The organism is Arthrobacter sp. 9E16, assembly GCF_002929435.1.
GTDB lineage: Bacteria > Actinomycetota > Actinomycetes > Actinomycetales > Micrococcaceae > Arthrobacter_B > Arthrobacter_B sunyaminii.
The window spans coordinates 174,616-190,246 of record NZ_PJIU01000002.1 but is presented as its reverse complement, the minus strand read 5'-3'; the positions used below and the strand labels follow the sequence as shown (position 1 = coordinate 190,246).

13 protein-coding genes and 2 tRNA genes are annotated in these 15,631 nt (G+C 65.5%); 1 reads left to right on the top strand and 14 read right to left on the bottom strand.

Features of this window, described 5'->3' with window-relative positions; genetic code table 11:
* Positions 1-3: 3 nt before the first annotated feature.
* The 14 genes from nhaA to CXR00_RS07525 all read right to left on the bottom strand — a co-directional run bounded on the left by nhaA (position 4) and on the right by CXR00_RS07525 (position 14,562).
* Entirely contained in the window at positions 4-1,776 is a 1,773-nt protein-coding gene (gene nhaA / locus CXR00_RS07590) for a Na+/H+ antiporter NhaA (protein ID WP_258060317.1), read from the bottom strand.
* Positions 1,777-1,916: 140 nt separating this feature from the next.
* A tRNA-Ala gene (locus tag CXR00_RS07585) sits at positions 1,917-1,992 on the bottom strand.
* A gap of 73 nt (positions 1,993-2,065) precedes the next feature.
* Positions 2,066-2,141, bottom strand: a tRNA-Ala gene (locus CXR00_RS07580).
* Between the two features lie 150 nt (positions 2,142-2,291).
* Positions 2,292-2,975 carry a histidine phosphatase family protein gene (locus CXR00_RS07575; protein ID WP_104053926.1) on the bottom strand — a complete coding sequence of 228 codons (684 nt, stop codon included), beginning with the start codon at positions 2,973-2,975 and terminating at the stop codon, positions 2,292-2,294.
* A gap of 9 nt (positions 2,976-2,984) precedes the next feature.
* Positions 2,985-3,392, bottom strand: coding sequence for a ribosome silencing factor (rsfS, locus tag CXR00_RS07570; protein WP_104053925.1), 408 nt, complete (start codon positions 3,390-3,392; stop codon positions 2,985-2,987).
* A 19-nt stretch (positions 3,393-3,411) separates the two neighbouring features.
* Positions 3,412-4,590 (bottom strand): hypothetical protein, encoded by a 1,179-nt coding sequence (locus CXR00_RS07565; RefSeq protein ID WP_104053924.1) that lies wholly within the window; start codon positions 4,588-4,590, stop codon positions 3,412-3,414.
* 24 nt (positions 4,591-4,614) lie between these two features.
* A complete protein-coding gene (gene nadD / locus CXR00_RS07560) occupies positions 4,615-5,226 on the bottom strand; it encodes a nicotinate-nucleotide adenylyltransferase (RefSeq protein WP_258060417.1) in 612 nt (203 codons plus the stop codon).
* 76 nt (positions 5,227-5,302) lie between these two features.
* Positions 5,303-5,542: a hypothetical protein gene (locus CXR00_RS07555; RefSeq protein WP_104053922.1), complete on the bottom strand. Its 240-nt coding sequence runs from the start codon at positions 5,540-5,542 to the stop codon at positions 5,303-5,305.
* Positions 5,543-5,695: 153 nt separating this feature from the next.
* The gene (locus tag CXR00_RS07550; protein WP_104053921.1) at positions 5,696-7,060 is read right to left on the bottom strand and encodes a glutamate-5-semialdehyde dehydrogenase; all 1,365 of its coding nucleotides are present in this window, start codon (positions 7,058-7,060) and stop codon (positions 5,696-5,698) included.
* Positions 7,057-8,325 (bottom strand): glutamate 5-kinase, encoded by a 1,269-nt coding sequence (gene proB, locus CXR00_RS07545; RefSeq protein WP_104053920.1) that lies wholly within the window; start codon positions 8,323-8,325, stop codon positions 7,057-7,059. The genes CXR00_RS07550 and proB overlap by 4 nt, the downstream gene beginning before the upstream one ends.
* A gap of 51 nt (positions 8,326-8,376) precedes the next feature.
* Entirely contained in the window at positions 8,377-9,951 is a 1,575-nt protein-coding gene (gene obgE / locus CXR00_RS07540; RefSeq protein ID WP_104053919.1) for a GTPase ObgE, read from the bottom strand.
* Positions 9,952-10,057: 106 nt separating this feature from the next.
* Positions 10,058-10,321: a 50S ribosomal protein L27 gene (gene rpmA / locus CXR00_RS07535; RefSeq protein ID WP_104053918.1), complete on the bottom strand. Its 264-nt coding sequence runs from the start codon at positions 10,319-10,321 to the stop codon at positions 10,058-10,060.
* A 90-nt stretch (positions 10,322-10,411) separates the two neighbouring features.
* Positions 10,412-10,723 carry a 50S ribosomal protein L21 gene (gene rplU / locus CXR00_RS07530; protein WP_104053917.1) on the bottom strand — a complete coding sequence of 104 codons (312 nt, stop codon included), beginning with the start codon at positions 10,721-10,723 and terminating at the stop codon, positions 10,412-10,414.
* Between the two features lie 326 nt (positions 10,724-11,049).
* On the bottom strand, positions 11,050-14,562 hold the full coding sequence (locus tag CXR00_RS07525; RefSeq protein ID WP_219815992.1) for an Rne/Rng family ribonuclease: 3,513 nt from the start codon (positions 14,560-14,562) through the stop codon (positions 11,050-11,052).
* Positions 14,563-15,066: 504 nt separating this feature from the next.
* Here CXR00_RS07525 and CXR00_RS07520 point away from each other — a divergent pair.
* The gene (locus CXR00_RS07520) at positions 15,067-15,609 is read left to right on the top strand and encodes a vitamin K epoxide reductase family protein (RefSeq protein ID WP_104054787.1); all 543 of its coding nucleotides are present in this window, start codon (positions 15,067-15,069) and stop codon (positions 15,607-15,609) included.
* Positions 15,610-15,631: the final 22 nt, after the last annotated feature.

The window sequence follows — 15,631 nt, the reverse complement described above, 5'->3', positions numbered from 1 at the left end:
CCTTCACTGCTGACGCTCCGAGGATGCGTTCAGTTCCCGGATCAGGGTTGATGCGTCGATGTGCCCGGCATGCCGCACCATGCCGATAAAGAAGGTGGGGGTGGCCGACAGGTCCATGAACTCAGCATCCAGCGCGTCATCCTTGACCCGATTGGCCACCGGTGCGGACTGCAGGTCGTCGCGGAACTGTTCCATGTCCAGCCCCAGATCTCCGGCGTAACCAATCAGGTCCGCGGAATCCAGATGGTCCTGCCGCCGGAACAGCAGCTGGGCGTATTCCCGGAATGCACCCTGCCGGTCCGCGGCCTCGCTGGCGCGCGCGGCCTCCTCCGCATGCGGGTGGACACGGCTCAATGGCAGGTGCCTCCACACATAGACCAGCCGCGGCCCAAAGTGCTCCCGGACTTCATCAATGGAACCGGTGGCCCGCGAACAAAACGGACACTCAAAATCGCCGTATTCAATAAGCTGCAGCGGGGCAGCAGGATCCCCGCGGAAGTGGTCCCGCTCCGGATCAAACGGCCGTGCCAGGATGCGCCCGGTAGAGGACGGAGGCTGCACCCGGTCCAGAATGCGAAACCAGGCCCAGCCCAGGACGAAGGCGGTGCCGGACGCAGCGAGGATTCCCACCCGGGCCTGCGCCTGCAGGGCGGGATCTTCCACTGCAAGTTCCACAATGAACAGGGAGATGGTGAAACCAATTCCGCACAGTGCTGCTCCCCCGCCCACCCGGGCAAGCGTCAGCCCGGGCGCCAGCCGGCCAAGGCCTAGGGCGCGCATCATGGCGGCGGCTCCGGTGATGCCCGCTATCTTTCCGACCACCAGCGCTGCAATGATGCCCCACGTCAGACGGGAAGTCGCTGCGGACGCCAAAGTTTCACCGTCCAGTCGAACACCGGCATTGGCGAGGGCGAACAGCGGCAGTATCAGGAAGGACACATACGGCCCGTAGGAACGCTGGAGACGTTCATTGATGGAAATGGATTCTTTCAGGCTGCGCGCCGTGGCAGCTGCGTATTCCGGGCTTGGCGACTGCCGGAAGGCCCGGGCCAGTTCCGCGGTCCGCTCCACCTGCCCGCGGCGCGGAGGGAAAACCGGAATGAGCAGTGCAATGGCCACCCCCGCGAGCGTAGGGTGCACTCCGGAGGCATACAGCGCGGCCCAAGTCGCCAGGCTAAGCACTGCGTATGCAGGCCCGCGTCCAGCGGGCAGGAACCGGACCAGCCCCACCAGAGCCAGCAGGGCCACCGAGACGAGCAGCGGAACCGGGTCCAGGTCCGTCGTGTAAAAAACGGCAATTGCCGCCAGCGCTCCGATGTCGTCCACCACCGCCAAGGTGAGAAGAAATACCCGCAGCCGGCCGGAGGACTTTGGTCCTGCCACCGCCAGGGCTCCCACCAGAAAGGCCGTGTCCGTGGAGATCACTGCGCCCCACACTGCGGCATTCTCGCCGGTGGGGTTCAGGAGCAAAAAGATGCCGGCCGGAACCACCAGCCCTGCCAGGGCACCCGCCACGGGGACCACCGCCCGCCCCGGCTCGGTGAGCTCACCGATGGTGAACTCCCGCTTGACCTCCAGCCCCACGGTAAAAAAGAAGAGAGCCATCAGTCCGTCATTCACAAGGTCGTGAAAGGTCATTTCCACCGCGGTGCCGCCTATGCGGAGGTCGACGGCGGTGCCCCAGAACTGCGCGTAGGTTGCCCCGAAAGGCAGGTTGGCCCACAGCAGCGCAATAAAGGTGAAGGCAAGGAGCAGCGCGGCCGAAATCTTCTCCATTATCACGCGGCTGCCAGAGCGCGGGGGCAGCATCCGGGCAGTTCACCCATCCCTGCATCCTGCCACGGAGGCGGTGCGGGCGGACAGTCCGTCAACAAAAAATGTCCCGCTGTTAGGCGGGACATTTTTTATTAAAGTTTTGGTGGAGCTGAGGGGATTCGAACCCCTGACCCCCTGCATGCCATGCAGGTGCGCTACCAGCTGCGCCACAGCCCCAAAACAAGTGATTATCCGGTGACTTCTTCTCTACCGGGTTTCCACCGCAAATCCTTCGATTTCCCGAAGAGTTTGGTGGAGCTGAGGGGATTCGAACCCCTGACCCCCTGCATGCCATGCAGGTGCGCTACCAGCTGCGCCACAGCCCCAATAATCTATTTCAACTATGCCCGAACCCTTGGAATTTGTATCCCCCGGGCCGAAGCAACTCCTCTACTTTAGTACAGAAATAACAGAGTGCAAAATCGAACTACACCAGTGAAATTCGTGTCCTGCTGCGGACGTGTCCGTCCGGCGGACTAGCCTTCCAGCGGGCCGCTGGGGAGGGAATCGAGTCCCACATTGTGCTGGGCCAGATTCCAGCGCACACCGCCCCCGGAGACATCGCGTTCCTCCAGCACCGACCAGTGGCAGTTGGATACTCCGCTGATGACCGTCCATGAGTCAGTGGGCAGACCCAGCAACGCGCAGATACCGGCGCGAATGGCGCCTCCGTGGCTGACCGCCACCAGGGTTCCGCCCGGCGCCAGCGCATCGGCGGCCTCTGTGACGGCTTCGGCTACCCGCCGCCCCACATCGACCCGGCTTTCGCCGCCGCCGGCCCGCACGTCACCGCTGCCGGCAGACCAGCCGGCCTGTTCCTCGGGAAACTTGGCGGAAATGTCTGCGAAGAGCATGCCCTCCCATGCTCCTGCGAAGGTTTCCCGCAGCCGGGGGTCTGTGTCCACAGGTTTGCCGGTGACTGTCCCCAGAGCCTGCGCGGTTACCAGTGCACGGCGCAGGTCCGAGGAAATAACGACGTCGGGATGCAGGTGCGCCAGCACAGCGGCTGCTTCCACGGCCTGATGGGCGCCGGAAGGATCCAAGGCGATGTCCTGCTGGCCCTGGAACCTGCCCGCACGGTTCCATTCCGTCCGTCCGTGCCGCCAAAAGACAACTCGCCTGCCGGTACGGGCAGGATCCCAGGCCGCGGAAGAAGTCACGGCCGGGTGTTATTCGGCATCCGGCACGGCGGGTGCGGAAGCAGCCGGAGCAGTCTGGTTTTTGATCTGCAGGTCAACTGCCGGGCAGTCTTTCCAGAGGCGTTCCAGCGCGTAGAAGACACGGTCTTCCTCGTGCTGGACGTGCACCACAACGTTGGCATAGTCCAGCAGGACCCAGCGGCCTTCGCTGCGCCCCTCGCGGCGCACCGGCTTCAGGTTCTTCTTCGCCAGCTCTTCTTCAATGCCGTCCACTATGGCGTTAACCTGGCGCTCATTGGAGGCAGAGGCAATCAGGAACACGTCCGTGATGGCCAGGCGTTCGCTGACGTCGATGGCAACGATGTCGTTAGCCAGCTTTTCGGAGGCTGCCTGGGCTGCCACCCGTGCGATGTCGATGGATGATTCGGTGGCGCTCAAAGTGTCTCCTTGTATAACGTCAGCTGCCAAAGCCGCCGACGATCATTGCTACTGAAATGATCAGGGCAAGAATGCCCAGACCACCAACTCCCAGCGATACAAAACGCAGTCGCCGGGTGCGGCCGAGTCCGGCCGTCTTTACGTCCAACGGGTCAAGCCCGAAAGCGCTTCGTGCACCGACGGGCTTGGCGCCGTCAGCAGGATCAAGTGGCGCGTTGACCAGGGCATCGGCCCGGGCCAGAATGCGCGAATGCCGTACATCGGCGGAAGCCGGAGTCCGGCGAACCTCGAAGCGTTTGTCTCCGCCGCGGGGAGAGGCCTGAGGCGGTGCGGGGACCGTCTTGCCGGCCTGCTTCGGCGTGGTGGAAGTGACAACAGGCACGTGCGAGGTGGGCGGGCGCCGCATGACCGGCCGGTCCACGCCCGGAACCTTGACGAATTCCAGCGGGGTGACCATCGCCAGGTTGTGGGCGGTGGAGGGATCATTGGCGGACGGCTTGCGCTGCTCGTTCTCCTGCGAGATGCGCTGCATGTTCTGCGTGCGCCGGTTCAGGACCGCCGCGCGCTCCGCCAGCGCCTTCTGCTGGGCCAGCAGCTCAAGATCGACGGCGCTGGGATCCTTCTCCTGAATGGCCTCCATGGCTGCCACTTGGTTCCGGGCCTGCGCCTGCAGCGCTTCCCGCGCCACCAGCGCCTGTTCCACCGTCATGCCGGCAATATCCGCATTGGGATCGGCACTCTTGGGACCGCTGCCGCCAGCCGAAGCGGCTGCGGCAGGTTTCCCTTCCGATCCCGAATCCTGCGCCGGTGTGCCTTGCGGCGGAGTGTCCTGCTGGGCGCGGCGGCGCCGGTCACGGCGTCCGCCTTCCCGGACCGGAGGCAGCGCTGCGGGCGGTGCGTCCACAACAGCGGCGGCGTCGGCGTCGGCGGAAGGCTTGGAGGGAACCGGTTTGGGGGCGGGGTCGGATCCGGCCCGCTGCTGCTGCATCAACCTCAGCTGGCGGCGGGTCGGCGGATTCGCCGAGTCATCCGGGCGCGGCTGCTTGTCGGCCAGGGCTTTGTACGCACGCAGGGCCTCACGGTCCCTGGCCCGCTGCTGGGACTCCCTTTCGCGGGGCCCTACAGGGGCGTCCACCGGTACGTCAGCCGCGCGGCGGCTGCGCCGCGGTGCGTCTGCGGACTCTGGACCGTTAGTCATTTCCTACCCATCCGGTTTCTTTGATTAAGCTACTGGCTCTGAGGTTGCGGGCTCTTTGCCATGCTGGGATTCAGCGGCGTAGAGCCCGTGCTTGGCGATGTACTGCACCACTCCGTCCGGCACCAGGTACCAGACGGGTTCTCCATCGGCCACCCGCTCCCGGCAATCTGTCGAGGAGATGGCCATGGCCGGCACCTCAAGCAGGCTGACATCATCCCGGCCCATGTTTTCCAGCACATGTCCCGGACGGGTCACACCCACGAAGTGGGCCAGGGACCACAGCTCCTGGATGTCTTTCCAGGAGAGGATCTGTGCCATGGCATCCGCACCGGTGATGAAGAACAGTTCCGCATCAGGGCGCGACTCCCGCAGGTCCCGCAGCGTGTCGATGGTGTAGGTCGGTCCGGGACGGTCAATGTCCACGCGGCTGACCGTAAAACGGGGATTGGATGCCGTTGCAATGACGGTCATCAGGTACCGGTGCTCCGGCGGACTGACTTCCCGTGCCGACTTGTGCCACGGTTCCCCGGTGGGCACAAAGACAACTTCGTCCAGACCAAAAACTGAGGCCACTTCGCTGGCCGCCACAAGGTGACCATGGTGGATGGGATCAAACGTCCCGCCCATAACGCCCAGCCGGACCCGCCGGCCTGCGTGTTCCTGCTCCGGCTGTGCCGTCGGCAGATACGTTTCCTGTGATCCCACTGGGGAATCAGCCCTCGATACCCTGGCCGTGGTCGTGCTTGTTCGGGAACTGACGCTGGGGATCAACGTGCTCGGGGGTTGCGTCGTGACGCTGTCCCACGCTCTGGAAAGAGATGGTTGCGAACATCAGCACCAGGAAGACACCCATAATAATGGCGCCGTACATGATCGGGTCCATCGGAATGGAGACGTGGTGTTCGGCCGTCTCGCTGGCAGCAAGTACGGCGCTGGAAAGCTGGGTCAGCATGAATCTCCCCTAGAGAGCTATGAGTAGTTGAGCCCGCCGGCCGCAGCAGACGGAGTAGTGGTTTCCAACAAGTCTACGCGTAAGCGCGGGTGACCCGCACCCGGCGGGGTCCGGGGCGCAATGCGCGCACGCCGGACCCGCTGCGGCTGCGCATCAGATCCGGATTTGGCCGTCGCCCTGGACGATCCATTTGGTGGTGGTCAGTTCCCGCAGCCCCATCGGGCCGCGGGCATGCATCTTCTGCGTGGAGATGCCCACTTCGGCGCCCAGCCCAAGTTCCCCGCCGTCGGTGAAGCGGGTGGAGGCATTGACGATCACCGCCGCGGAGTCGATCTCCGCGATGAAGCGTTCGGCATTGGCAAGGTCATTGGTGATAATCGCCTCCGTGTGGCCGGTGGTCCAGCGGCGGATGTGGGCCAGCGCTTCATCCATGTCATCAACCATGGCCACTGCGAGGTCCAGGTCCATGTACTCACGGCCCCAGTCGTCATCGACAGCCGGCTGTGCATCGACACCGGTCGGAAGCATCGCCCGAACCCTTTCATCGGCATGGAGCCGTACGCCAGCCGCAGCCAGTGCCGCCAGGACGTCCCCGGCGGCAGCCGCATCGCGGTGCACGAGGAGGGTTTCCACCGTGTTGCAGACGCTGGGCCGCTGGGTCTTGGCGTTGAGCAGGATGTCCACGGCCATCTCCACCGGGGCGCTGTGATCCAAATAGATGTGGACGTTGCCCTCCCCTGTTTCGATCACCGGCACGGCTGCGTTGGCGACCACGGTCTGGATGAGGTCGCGTCCCCCGCGCGGAATCAGCACATCAACTTTTCCGCGCGCCTTCATCAGGACATTGGCGCCGGCCCGCCCGTACGCGTCGACGCTCTGCACGGCGTCCGCCGGGAGCCCGACGGCCTCCAGGGAGTCGCGGATAATATCCACGAGCACGGCGTTGGTGTTTTCCGCCGCGCTGCCGCCGCGGAGCAGGACGGCGTTGCCGCTCTTCAGTGCCAGCCCGGCAATATCCACGGTCACGTTGGGGCGGGCTTCGTAGATGGCTGCCACCACCCCCATGGGAACGTGCACTTGGCGCAGCCGCAGCCCGTTGGGCAGGGTCTGCCCGCGCGCCACCGAGCCCACCGGGTCCGGCAGGCCGGCCAGCATCTGCAGGGCGGCCGCCAGGCCGTCAATCCGTTCCGGCGTCAGGGTCAGCCGGTCCAGGAGTGCCTCGGAGGTTCCCTTTTCCTTCCCGGCGGCAACGTCTTTCGCGTTGGCAGCCAGCACCAGGTCCCGTTTGGCAACAATGTTCCTGCTGATCTCCTGCAGGCCAAGGTCCTTCCAGGCGCGGTTCGCCCGGGCCAGGCGCCGGGCCGCAATTCGGGCCCGGTCGGCCGCTGCGTGGACGCCTGCCTCGACGTCTTCGGCTGCAGTTCGGGAACCGGATTCCTCCGGTGTTCCGGATCCGGCCTGTTCGCTTTCGGCTGTTACATCTTCGACGGTGTCGGAATGTGCATTCACGGTGCTCATCCTCCCAGTGTATTGGCAGACTCGGGGCTGGCAACGGCGGATCCGGGCGCCGCGGACGCACCGGACGGCGGTCCGGAAGGCGCTCCCCCGGATTTGTGGTCCTGCAGGATGACCAGGTCATTCACGTGCACCACGGCGCGTTCGAAGCTGCGCCCCAGTTCCTTGGACAGTTCACGGGTGGACCGTCCAAGCATCTGCGGCAGCTCATCGGACGCGTAGTTGGTCAGGCCGTGGGCAATAACGTTTCCGGCCGGGTCGGAAATGGCCACCGGATCGCCCGGCTCGAAGTGTCCCGTCACGGCGGTGATGCCCGCCGCCAGCAGCGACCGGCGGCGGTCCGCAACAGCCTTGGCGGCGCCGTCGTCCACCACCAGCGTGCCCTGGATCCGGGCTACGTGCGCCAGCCAGAGCAGCCGGACCGGCTGGCGGCGGCCGCGGCCCACAAACCAGGTGCCCACGTCCTCGCCTGCCAGGGCAGCTGCGGCATTGGCCGTGGACGTCACCAGCGCGGGAATCCCGGACTGGGCCGAGATGGTGGCGGCTTCCACTTTGGTGGCCATCCCGCCGGTGCCCACACCGGCTTTGCCGACCTTGCCGATCCGGACGTCTTCCAGGTCCTGCATGCCGGTGACCTGCGGTATGCGCACGGCACCTTCGGAGGGCGGCCCGTCATAGAGCGCATCGACGTCGGAGAGCAGGATCAGCGCGTCGGCTTTCACGAGGTGGGCAACAAGGGCGGCCAGCCGGTCATTGTCGCCAAAACGGATTTCGTGGCTGGCGACGGTGTCATTTTCATTCACGATGGGCACGACGCCGAAGTTCAGCAGCCGTTCCATGGCCCGGTTGGCGTTGGCGTGGGTGGTGCGTCGCATCAGGTCCTCAACGGTGAGGAGGACCTGGCTGACGGTGACGCCGTGGCGTCCGAAGGCTTCCGTGTAACGGGCCATCAGCAGTCCCTGTCCCACGGAGGCAGCAGCCTGCTGGGAGGACAGCTGCGTGGGGCGCTTGGCCAGTCCCAGCGGCGCCAGTCCGGCGGAGATGGCGCCGGAGGACACCAGGATGATTTCGGTGCCCGCTGCCCGCCGGACCGCCAGGACATCCGCCAAAGCGGTGAGGGCTTCATCGGAAATGCCGCCGGCAACGGTGGTGAGGGAAGATGAGCCCACCTTGACGACGATGCGCTGAGCCCGGGCGAGCCCGGAGCGGGAGCGAAGCGCCCGTTTGGGCGCAGGAACAGAGGTCGGGGATGCTGTGTGTTCAGTCATGTCCCCACCACTTTATGCATATCCTGCGCCCAACCGGGCAGTGTGAAGCCGCTATTCGCCGTCTTTGGGAGCTGCCGGCGGATTGTGCTTATAGTTCACCGATTCGGTCCAGATGCCGGCTTTACGCTCGGCTTCCAGCTCGGCCCGTGCTGCGGCGCGGGCGTCCCGGCGTGCCTGGTGGTCTTCCTTCTTTTCCTCGCGGGTGGGACGGGAGAACTCCTCGATGCGGATGTCAGATCCGCGCGGGGAGGCTGCCAGCAGCTCGGCGCCGCCGATCATGGTCGGTTCCCAGTCGAAGACGACGCCGTCGCCCTCGCCGATCACCACGGCATCGCCGGGCTTGGCACCGGCCTTGAAGAGCTTGTCTTCCACGCCGAGCTTGGCCAGGCGGTCGGCCAGGTAGCCCACTGCCTCGTCGTTGGTGAAGTCGGTCTGCTGCACCCAGCGAACCGGCTTGTCACCCAGGACACGGAAGAGCGGTTGCAGATTGCGCTCTTCCTTGCGGATGGTGAAGCCGCCCTTGGCGTCGGCGTTCCGGACCCGCAGCGTGGGGGTCTTGACCCGGGGCGGCGCGCTTTCAACGGAGGCACGGGCGTCACGGACAATTTCTGCCATGGCGTAGCCCAGGGCTTTGAGGCCCTCGTGGCTGGAGGCCGAGACTTCGAAGACGCGGTAGCCGCGCTTCTCCAGTTCCGGGCGCACGAATTCGGCCATGTCGCGGCCGTCGGGGACGTCCACCTTGTTCAGGGCGACAAGCCGAGGGCGCTGGTTCAGCGGAACGACGTCGCCGTCGGCGCCGGCGAAGCTCATGTCCACGGCGTACTTCTCGAGCTCTTTTTCGATGATGTCCAGATCGCCCAGCGGATCGCGGTCCGTTTCCAGCGCGGCACAGTCCAGGACGTGCACCAGCGCGGCGCAGCGTTCAACATGGCGCAGGAAGTTGTGCCCCAGGCCCTTGCCTTCGGAGGCGCCCTCGATGAGGCCCGGAACGTCGGCCACGGTGAAGCGGACGTCGCCGGCCTGCACCACGCCCAGGTTCGGCACCAGGGTGGTGAAGGGGTAGTCGGCAATCTTCGGCCGGGCCGCGGACATGGCGGCGATCAGCGAGGACTTGCCGGCCGACGGGAAGCCCACCAGTGCGATGTCGGCAATGGACTTCAGTTCAAGGACGATGTCCCGCTCGTCACCGGGCACACCCAGCAGTGCGAAACCCGGAGCCTTGCGCTTCTGGGAGGACAAAGAGGAGTTGCCCAGCCCGCCCTGGCCGCCGGCGGCGGCAATGTACTCGGCGCCTTCACCCACGAGGTCGGCGAGGACTTCGCCGTCCTTGTTCTTGACGACGGTGCCGTCCGGAACGGGCAGGATGAGGGTCTCGCCGGTCTTGCCGTTGCGCCAGTCCCCCATGCCGTTGCCGCCGTTGGTGGCGTGGCGGTGCGGGAGGTGGTGGTAGTCGAGCAGGGTGGTGGAGCTGGAGTCAACGCGCAGGATGACGTCGCCGCCGTCGCCGCCGTTGCCGCCGTCGGGTCCGCCCAGGGGCTTGAACTTTTCACGCTTGACGGACACGCAACCATGGCCGCCTGTACCGCCCGAAACATGCAGCACTACGCGGTCTACAAAGCTGGCCATGGTTCTCCTTCAAAGGAACTACTTGATCATGCCAATTCTACTTGGCTTAAAAGACGACGGGGCGGGCCATCAGGCCCGCCCCGTCGGAAAAGCTAATTGCCGGTGATTACTCGGCGGCTGCAGCAGCCACGATGTTCACGACGCGGCGGCCGCGACGGCTGCCGAATTCAACTGCGCCTGCTTCGAGGGCGAACAGTGTGTCGTCGCCTCCGCGGCCAACGCCCTCGCCCGGATGGAAGTGGGTGCCACGCTGGCGGACGATGATTTCGCCTGCCTTAACAACCTGGCCGCCGAAACGCTTTACGCCGAGGTACTGGGCGTTGGAGTCGCGACCGTTGCGAGTGGAACTCGCACCTTTCTTATGTGCCATTTTCTACTGCCTGCCTTTGCTAACTGATTATGAAACTCAGGGGCGGGATGCTTCCCGCGTTCCCGGCTCCTGGTGGAGCCGGCACGAGAATCAGGAGTTGATGGACGTAACCTTGACCTTGGTCAGCGAGGAGCGGTAGCCCTGACGCTTCTTGTAGCCGGTCTTGTTCTTGAACTTCTGGATGACAATCTTCGGACCCCGAAAATTCTCAACGATCTCTGCCGTCACGGTGACCTTGGCCAGGTCCTGTGCGGAAGAGGTGACCTGGTCGCCATCAACCAATAGCAGGGCGGGCAGCTCAAATGTGCTGCCGGCTCCACCGGGGACGCGGTCCAGGGTTACGAGGTCTCCAACGGAAACCTTTTCTTGGCGGCCGCCAGCGCGGACAATCGCGTACACCACTTGGGAACTCACTTCTCTCGACGTTAATACTTGGATGCGCATTTGGCTGGGCTCAAATTGCCCGCCTTGCGCCATGCAGTCACGCCCTGTACCGAAAACGGTTTCGAAGGCGTTCGCACCGAAGTTCAAGGTTACGCTACGCAACCGATAACCCGCAAATGCTGGGCTTCCAGGCGCGCCGCCTCTTCGGACGTCACTGCTCTCGTTCTACTTTATAGCATTTCGCGCTGCACCGTGTCCCCCGGGCAAAGAGGGAGGCGGCCACCCCCTTTGATGGGGATGGCCGCCTCCGTTGCGCTGTTCAGTTCAGAGCGCCGCTCAGCTTCTTAGAGTTCCGATGCAGGGACACCAACGCCCAGGATCACCGGCGCGCTGCCACCGCTCTCGCGGCGCTTTTCCTGCTTCTGGACCGCGGCGGGAGCAACGGCGCGGCGCACAGCCACCGGAGCGGCAGGAACAGCGGAGGCTGTGTCGCCGGTCTGGATGGCGTCCGCCCCTGAGGCACCCTGGGGGCTGCCGGCAGCACGACGACGGCGCGGAGGCCGCACGGGCGCAGAAACTGCAACCGGTGCAGCAGATGACTCCGGCGCCTCTGTCCGGGCCGGAGTGGCAGCTGGCGCCCGGGCGGGCATTTCAGCGGCGGCGGGAGCCTGAACGTTCCGCGCGGCAGCACTGCTTCGGCGGGACCGGCGCGGCGGCCGTGCCGGCGTATCCTGTGCAGGCTTCTCCTCCGCCTCGCGGTTTTCCTCCGGTGCCGCCGCTGCAGCTACCTCATTGAAGGCCTCCGTGAGGCTTTCAAGGGTGAACCGGGACTCTTCCCGGGCCGGCTGGCGCCGGTCCCGGCGCGGAACCACCACGGTCTCGCCCTGAATGTTCAGGACGGCGCCGGCAACAGACTCGGGGACCCCGGCGTCGGCGGACGCGGCCGCCGGCTCCGACCCGGGCTGTTCCGGGCGGTTCCGGTCTGCGGCCTTCTCCCCCGACTCGACGGTGTCATGGGCTGCAGCGGTGGCGGCAGCGATCGTAGCCAGGGCGGCGCGGGCGGCCTCGGCCTTGGCTTTGGCCTGGCGCTCGGCTTCGCTCTGACCGGATTCCACCGTCTTGGCCGGCTCCTCGGCCGGCGCTGCAGCGTTGTGCTGCTGCGGAGCGCCGGAGCCGCGGCTGCGGTTGCGCTTGCGGTCCCCGCGGGACTGCTTCTCCTGCTTCAGGTGCTGCTGGTGGTTGTCCTCGGACACCGCATGAGCCACCACGCTGTTTGCGGGGTTGCCGTTGTAGCTGGTGCTGCGGCGGTGCTCCACGGGAATGTCGTGCGTGATGACACCGCGGCCGGCACATGCCTCGCACTCTTCACCGAAGACTTCGAGCAGGCCGGTGCCCATGCGCTTGCGGGTCATCTGGACTAGCCCAAGGGAGGTTACCTCAGCAACCTGATGCTTGGTCCGGTCCCGGCCCAGGCACTCCACGAGCCGGCGCAGGACCAGGTCCCGGTTGGCTTCAAGGACCATGTCAATGAAGTCGATGACAATGATGCCGCCAATATCGCGCAGGCGCAGCTGCCGGACAACTTCCTCGGCCGCTTCCAGGTTGTTCTTGGTGACGGTTTCTTCGAGGTTGCCGCCGGTGCCGGTGAACTTGCCGGTGTTGACGTCCACCACGGTCATGGCTTCGGTGCGGTCGATCACCAGGGAGCCGCCCGAAGGAAGGAACACCTTGCGGTCCAGCGCCTTGGCGATCTGCTCGTCAATGCGGCTGGCGGCGAAGATGTCTTCGTCCTTGGTCCATTTCTCCAGCCGGCCCACCAGGTCCGGTGCCACGTAGGTGACGTAGGCCTCGATGGTGTCCCAGGCTTCCTCGCCCGAAACGATCAGCTTGGAGAAGTCTTCGTTGAAGACGTCGCGGACCACCTTGATGGTCAGGTCCGGCTCACCGTACAGGAGCTCAGGTGCCAGGGTCTTGGTGGACTTGGCCTTGGCTTCGATGTTCTCCCACTGCGCGCGGAGCCGGTTGATGTCATTCATCAGCTCCTCTTCGGACGCGCCTTCAGCGGCCGTGCGCACAATGACGCCGGCATCCTGGGGGAGGTGGTCCTTGAGGATCTTCTTCAGCCGGTTGCGTTCAACGTCGGGCAGCTTGCGGGAAATGCCCGTCATCGAGCCGCCCGGCACGTACACGAGGTAGCGGCCAGGCAGGGAGATCTGGCTGGTCAGGCGGGCGCCCTTGTGGCCCACCGGGTCCTTGGTGACCTGGACCAGGACGGAGTCGCCGGACTTCAGCGCGAGCTCAATGCGGCGCGGCTGGCCATCCAAGCCGGCGGCGTCCCAGTTGACTTCACCGGCGTACAGCACGGCGTTGCGGCCGCGTCCAATGTCCACGAAGGCGGCTTCCATGCTGGGCAGCACGTTCTGGACCTTGCCGACGTAGACGTTGCCGATCAGGGAGTCCTGCTGCGTGTTGGAGACAAAGTGCTCGGCGAGGACGCCGTCTTCGAGGACGCCGATCTGGATCCGTTCGTCGCGCTGGCGGACAATCATCTGCCGGTCAACGGACTCGCGGCGGGCCAGGAACTCCGCCTCGGTAATTACGTGGCGGCGGCGGCCCGACTCGCGGGACTCGCGGCGGCGCTGCTTCTTGGCTTCGAGGCGGGTGGAACCCTTGACGCTGGTCACCCGGTCGGAAACAGGAGCATCGGCGTGGGCGCGCGGTGCCCGGACCCGGGTTACCGTGTTGGGCGGATCATCGTCGGTCCCGCCGGTGAGCTCAAGATCAGCGTCCCCGCGGCGGCGCCGGCGGCGACGGCGGGAGGTGACACCTTCAGCGGCGTCCGGGGCGGCGGCTGCCTCTTCCGGGGAAGCCCCGGTTTCGGATTCACCCTCAGTTGCAGCGGCTTGGGAAGATTCGCTGCGGGTACGGCTGCGTCCGCGCCGGCTGCGGCGGCGGCTGCGGTTGTCCTCGGAATCCTCATCGGCTTCGGCACTCTCCTCGGCGGCGTGCGCCGGGACCGGACGGACAACACTCAGGTCCGGTGCATGGAACAGGGGCAGCGCCGGAATCGCGAACGGATTCAGGCTGGAGGGAGCATCCTCTTCTTCGGCTTTCGCTTCCTGCTGCTCCACCGTTCCAGCCGGGGCTGCTTCAGCGGCCGCGGTCCCCTCGCGAGACAGGGTCTGCGCGGCGGCAGCGGAGGCAACCGTGTCATCCGCTGCGGCGTCGGCGGCAGGCACGTCGGCCGGCGCACCCCCGGCGGATTCCACCGGTGTTTCGGCAGCCTTTGCGGGGCGGCGGCGGGCACGGGTCTTGGGTGCTGCCTTGACCTCGGGAGCGCCGGCCGGGGTTTCCTCGGACGGAGCAGATTCAGCGGCCGGAGATGATTCAGCGGTCGGAACATCCGCCGCTGCGGTCTCAGTCACCGGCTTCTTGGCGGGGGCACGACGACGACGCACGGCTTTAGCGGGCGCTTCGACAGCAGGCGCGGCCTCTGCGGCGGCAGGCTCAGTTCCCGCAGCGGTCTCAACGGTGCCGGTCTTTTCGGCTGCCGGCTCTGCAGTGACTTCAGCAGCAGCGGCGGGGGCTTCCCCTGCCGGAACCGTCTTGCGGCGCGGGGCCCGCACGCGCTTGGGCTTCTCGGCGGCAGGTTCGGCCGCCGCAGTATCCGCAGAATCGGCGGCTACCGGGCTTCCCTTGGCTGCCTCATCGGCAGCGGGTGCAGAAGCAGCCACCGACTTGCGGCGGCTGCGGGTGGCACGTTTTGCCGGTTCCTTAACCTGGGACGCATCTGCCGCAGGTGCGGATTCGATGCTGCTTTCATTTGCTGCTAGGTCATTATTCAGTGCATCACTCATAAAAAACTTCGCTCCGGCCCCTGCGGCACTGGCCACATTCCAATGCCCAGCGGGCAATGTGTCGGCTGTGCGGCGCATCAGTTGCTGCCGCCAGCCGGAAGTCGTCTGGATGTCATCCGAGGTCGCGCCATCTGTAGGGCGCGGTATCACTCGAAGACCAGCGGCGCTTTTCCTGCTACTCGCGGCACGTTCACGACGTTGCCGCTGCGGGTAGGTCTTATCGGCGGATTCCCTGGTTCCCATCCGGATTGATGGGCGAACTGCTTGGGAAGCGTCACCGACAGAACCGGAAGCCTGTCGCTGGACCGGTGCCGGAATGTGGTTCCGCCATCAGCCAAAGCCATTATCTCACACGGCCGTCTTTTTGGCCCGCAACAACGCATAGACTCATTCCGTATCGCCACCAGCCAAAAGGAGTTCTTCGTGCCTTCCAGCGCAGCCCATCAGCAAGCCATCCGCCGGGCCCCGGAGCAGCAGGGTGCGGAGCGCGGTTTTGCGTGGATCATGCTCGTGACCGGAGTCGTCGGCTGGCTGGCCTCGGGCGTCCTCGTCCTGGAACGGCTGCGTGTCTTTGCCGACGCCAATTACATCACCAGCTGCGACATCAATCCCTGGGTTTCCTGCGGCACCGTCTTCAAAACCTGGCAGGCGGCCATCTTCGGATTCCCCAATCCGCTGATCGGCATCGTGGCCTTCGCCGTGATCATCACGTCCGCCATGGGAATGCTGGCCGGAGCCAGGTACGCCCGCTGGTACTGGCTCGGCATGCAGGCCGGGGTGACACTGGGCATGGTGTTTGTCGTGTGGCTGTGGAGCCAGGCACTGTTCGACATTTACGTACTCTGCATTTACTGCATTGTTGTGTGGGCCGCCATGATTCCGCTCTTCGTCTTCACGACCGTGCGCAATCTTGCCCACGGCGTTATTCCTGCCCCGGCAGGCCTGGTGAAGTTCCTTTCAGAATGGGCCTGGGTCATTGTGGCTCTCCTGTGGGTGGCCACTGCCGCCTCAATCTTCTTCCGCTTCATGAACTCCTTCATCGGCTAAGCACGGCGGATACCCGCTGGAC

What these genes read in the sequence shown, in the direction of transcription:
- nhaA (WP_258060317.1), bottom strand. Translation starts at nt 1,776, where the DNA reads ATGGAGAAGATTTCGGCCGCGCTGCTCCTTGCCTTCACCTTTATTGCG.
- CXR00_RS07565 (WP_104053924.1), bottom strand. Translation starts at nt 4,590, where the DNA reads ATGACTAACGGTCCAGAGTCCGCAGACGCACCGCGGCGCAGCCGCCGC.
- CXR00_RS07555 (WP_104053922.1), bottom strand. Translation starts at nt 5,542, where the DNA reads ATGCTGACCCAGCTTTCCAGCGCCGTACTTGCTGCCAGCGAGACGGCC.
- CXR00_RS07550 (WP_104053921.1), bottom strand. Translation starts at nt 7,060, where the DNA reads ATGAGCACCGTGAATGCACATTCCGACACCGTCGAAGATGTAACAGCC.
- proB (WP_104053920.1), bottom strand. Translation starts at nt 8,325, where the DNA reads ATGACTGAACACACAGCATCCCCGACCTCTGTTCCTGCGCCCAAACGG.
- obgE (WP_104053919.1), bottom strand. Translation starts at nt 9,951, where the DNA reads ATGGCCAGCTTTGTAGACCGCGTAGTGCTGCATGTTTCGGGCGGTACA.
- rpmA (WP_104053918.1), bottom strand. Translation starts at nt 10,321, where the DNA reads ATGGCACATAAGAAAGGTGCGAGTTCCACTCGCAACGGTCGCGACTCC.
- CXR00_RS07525 (WP_219815992.1), bottom strand. Translation starts at nt 14,562, where the DNA reads ATGAGTGATGCACTGAATAATGACCTAGCAGCAAATGAAAGCAGCATC.
- CXR00_RS07520 (WP_104054787.1), top strand. Translation starts at nt 15,067, where the DNA reads ATGCTCGTGACCGGAGTCGTCGGCTGGCTGGCCTCGGGCGTCCTCGTC.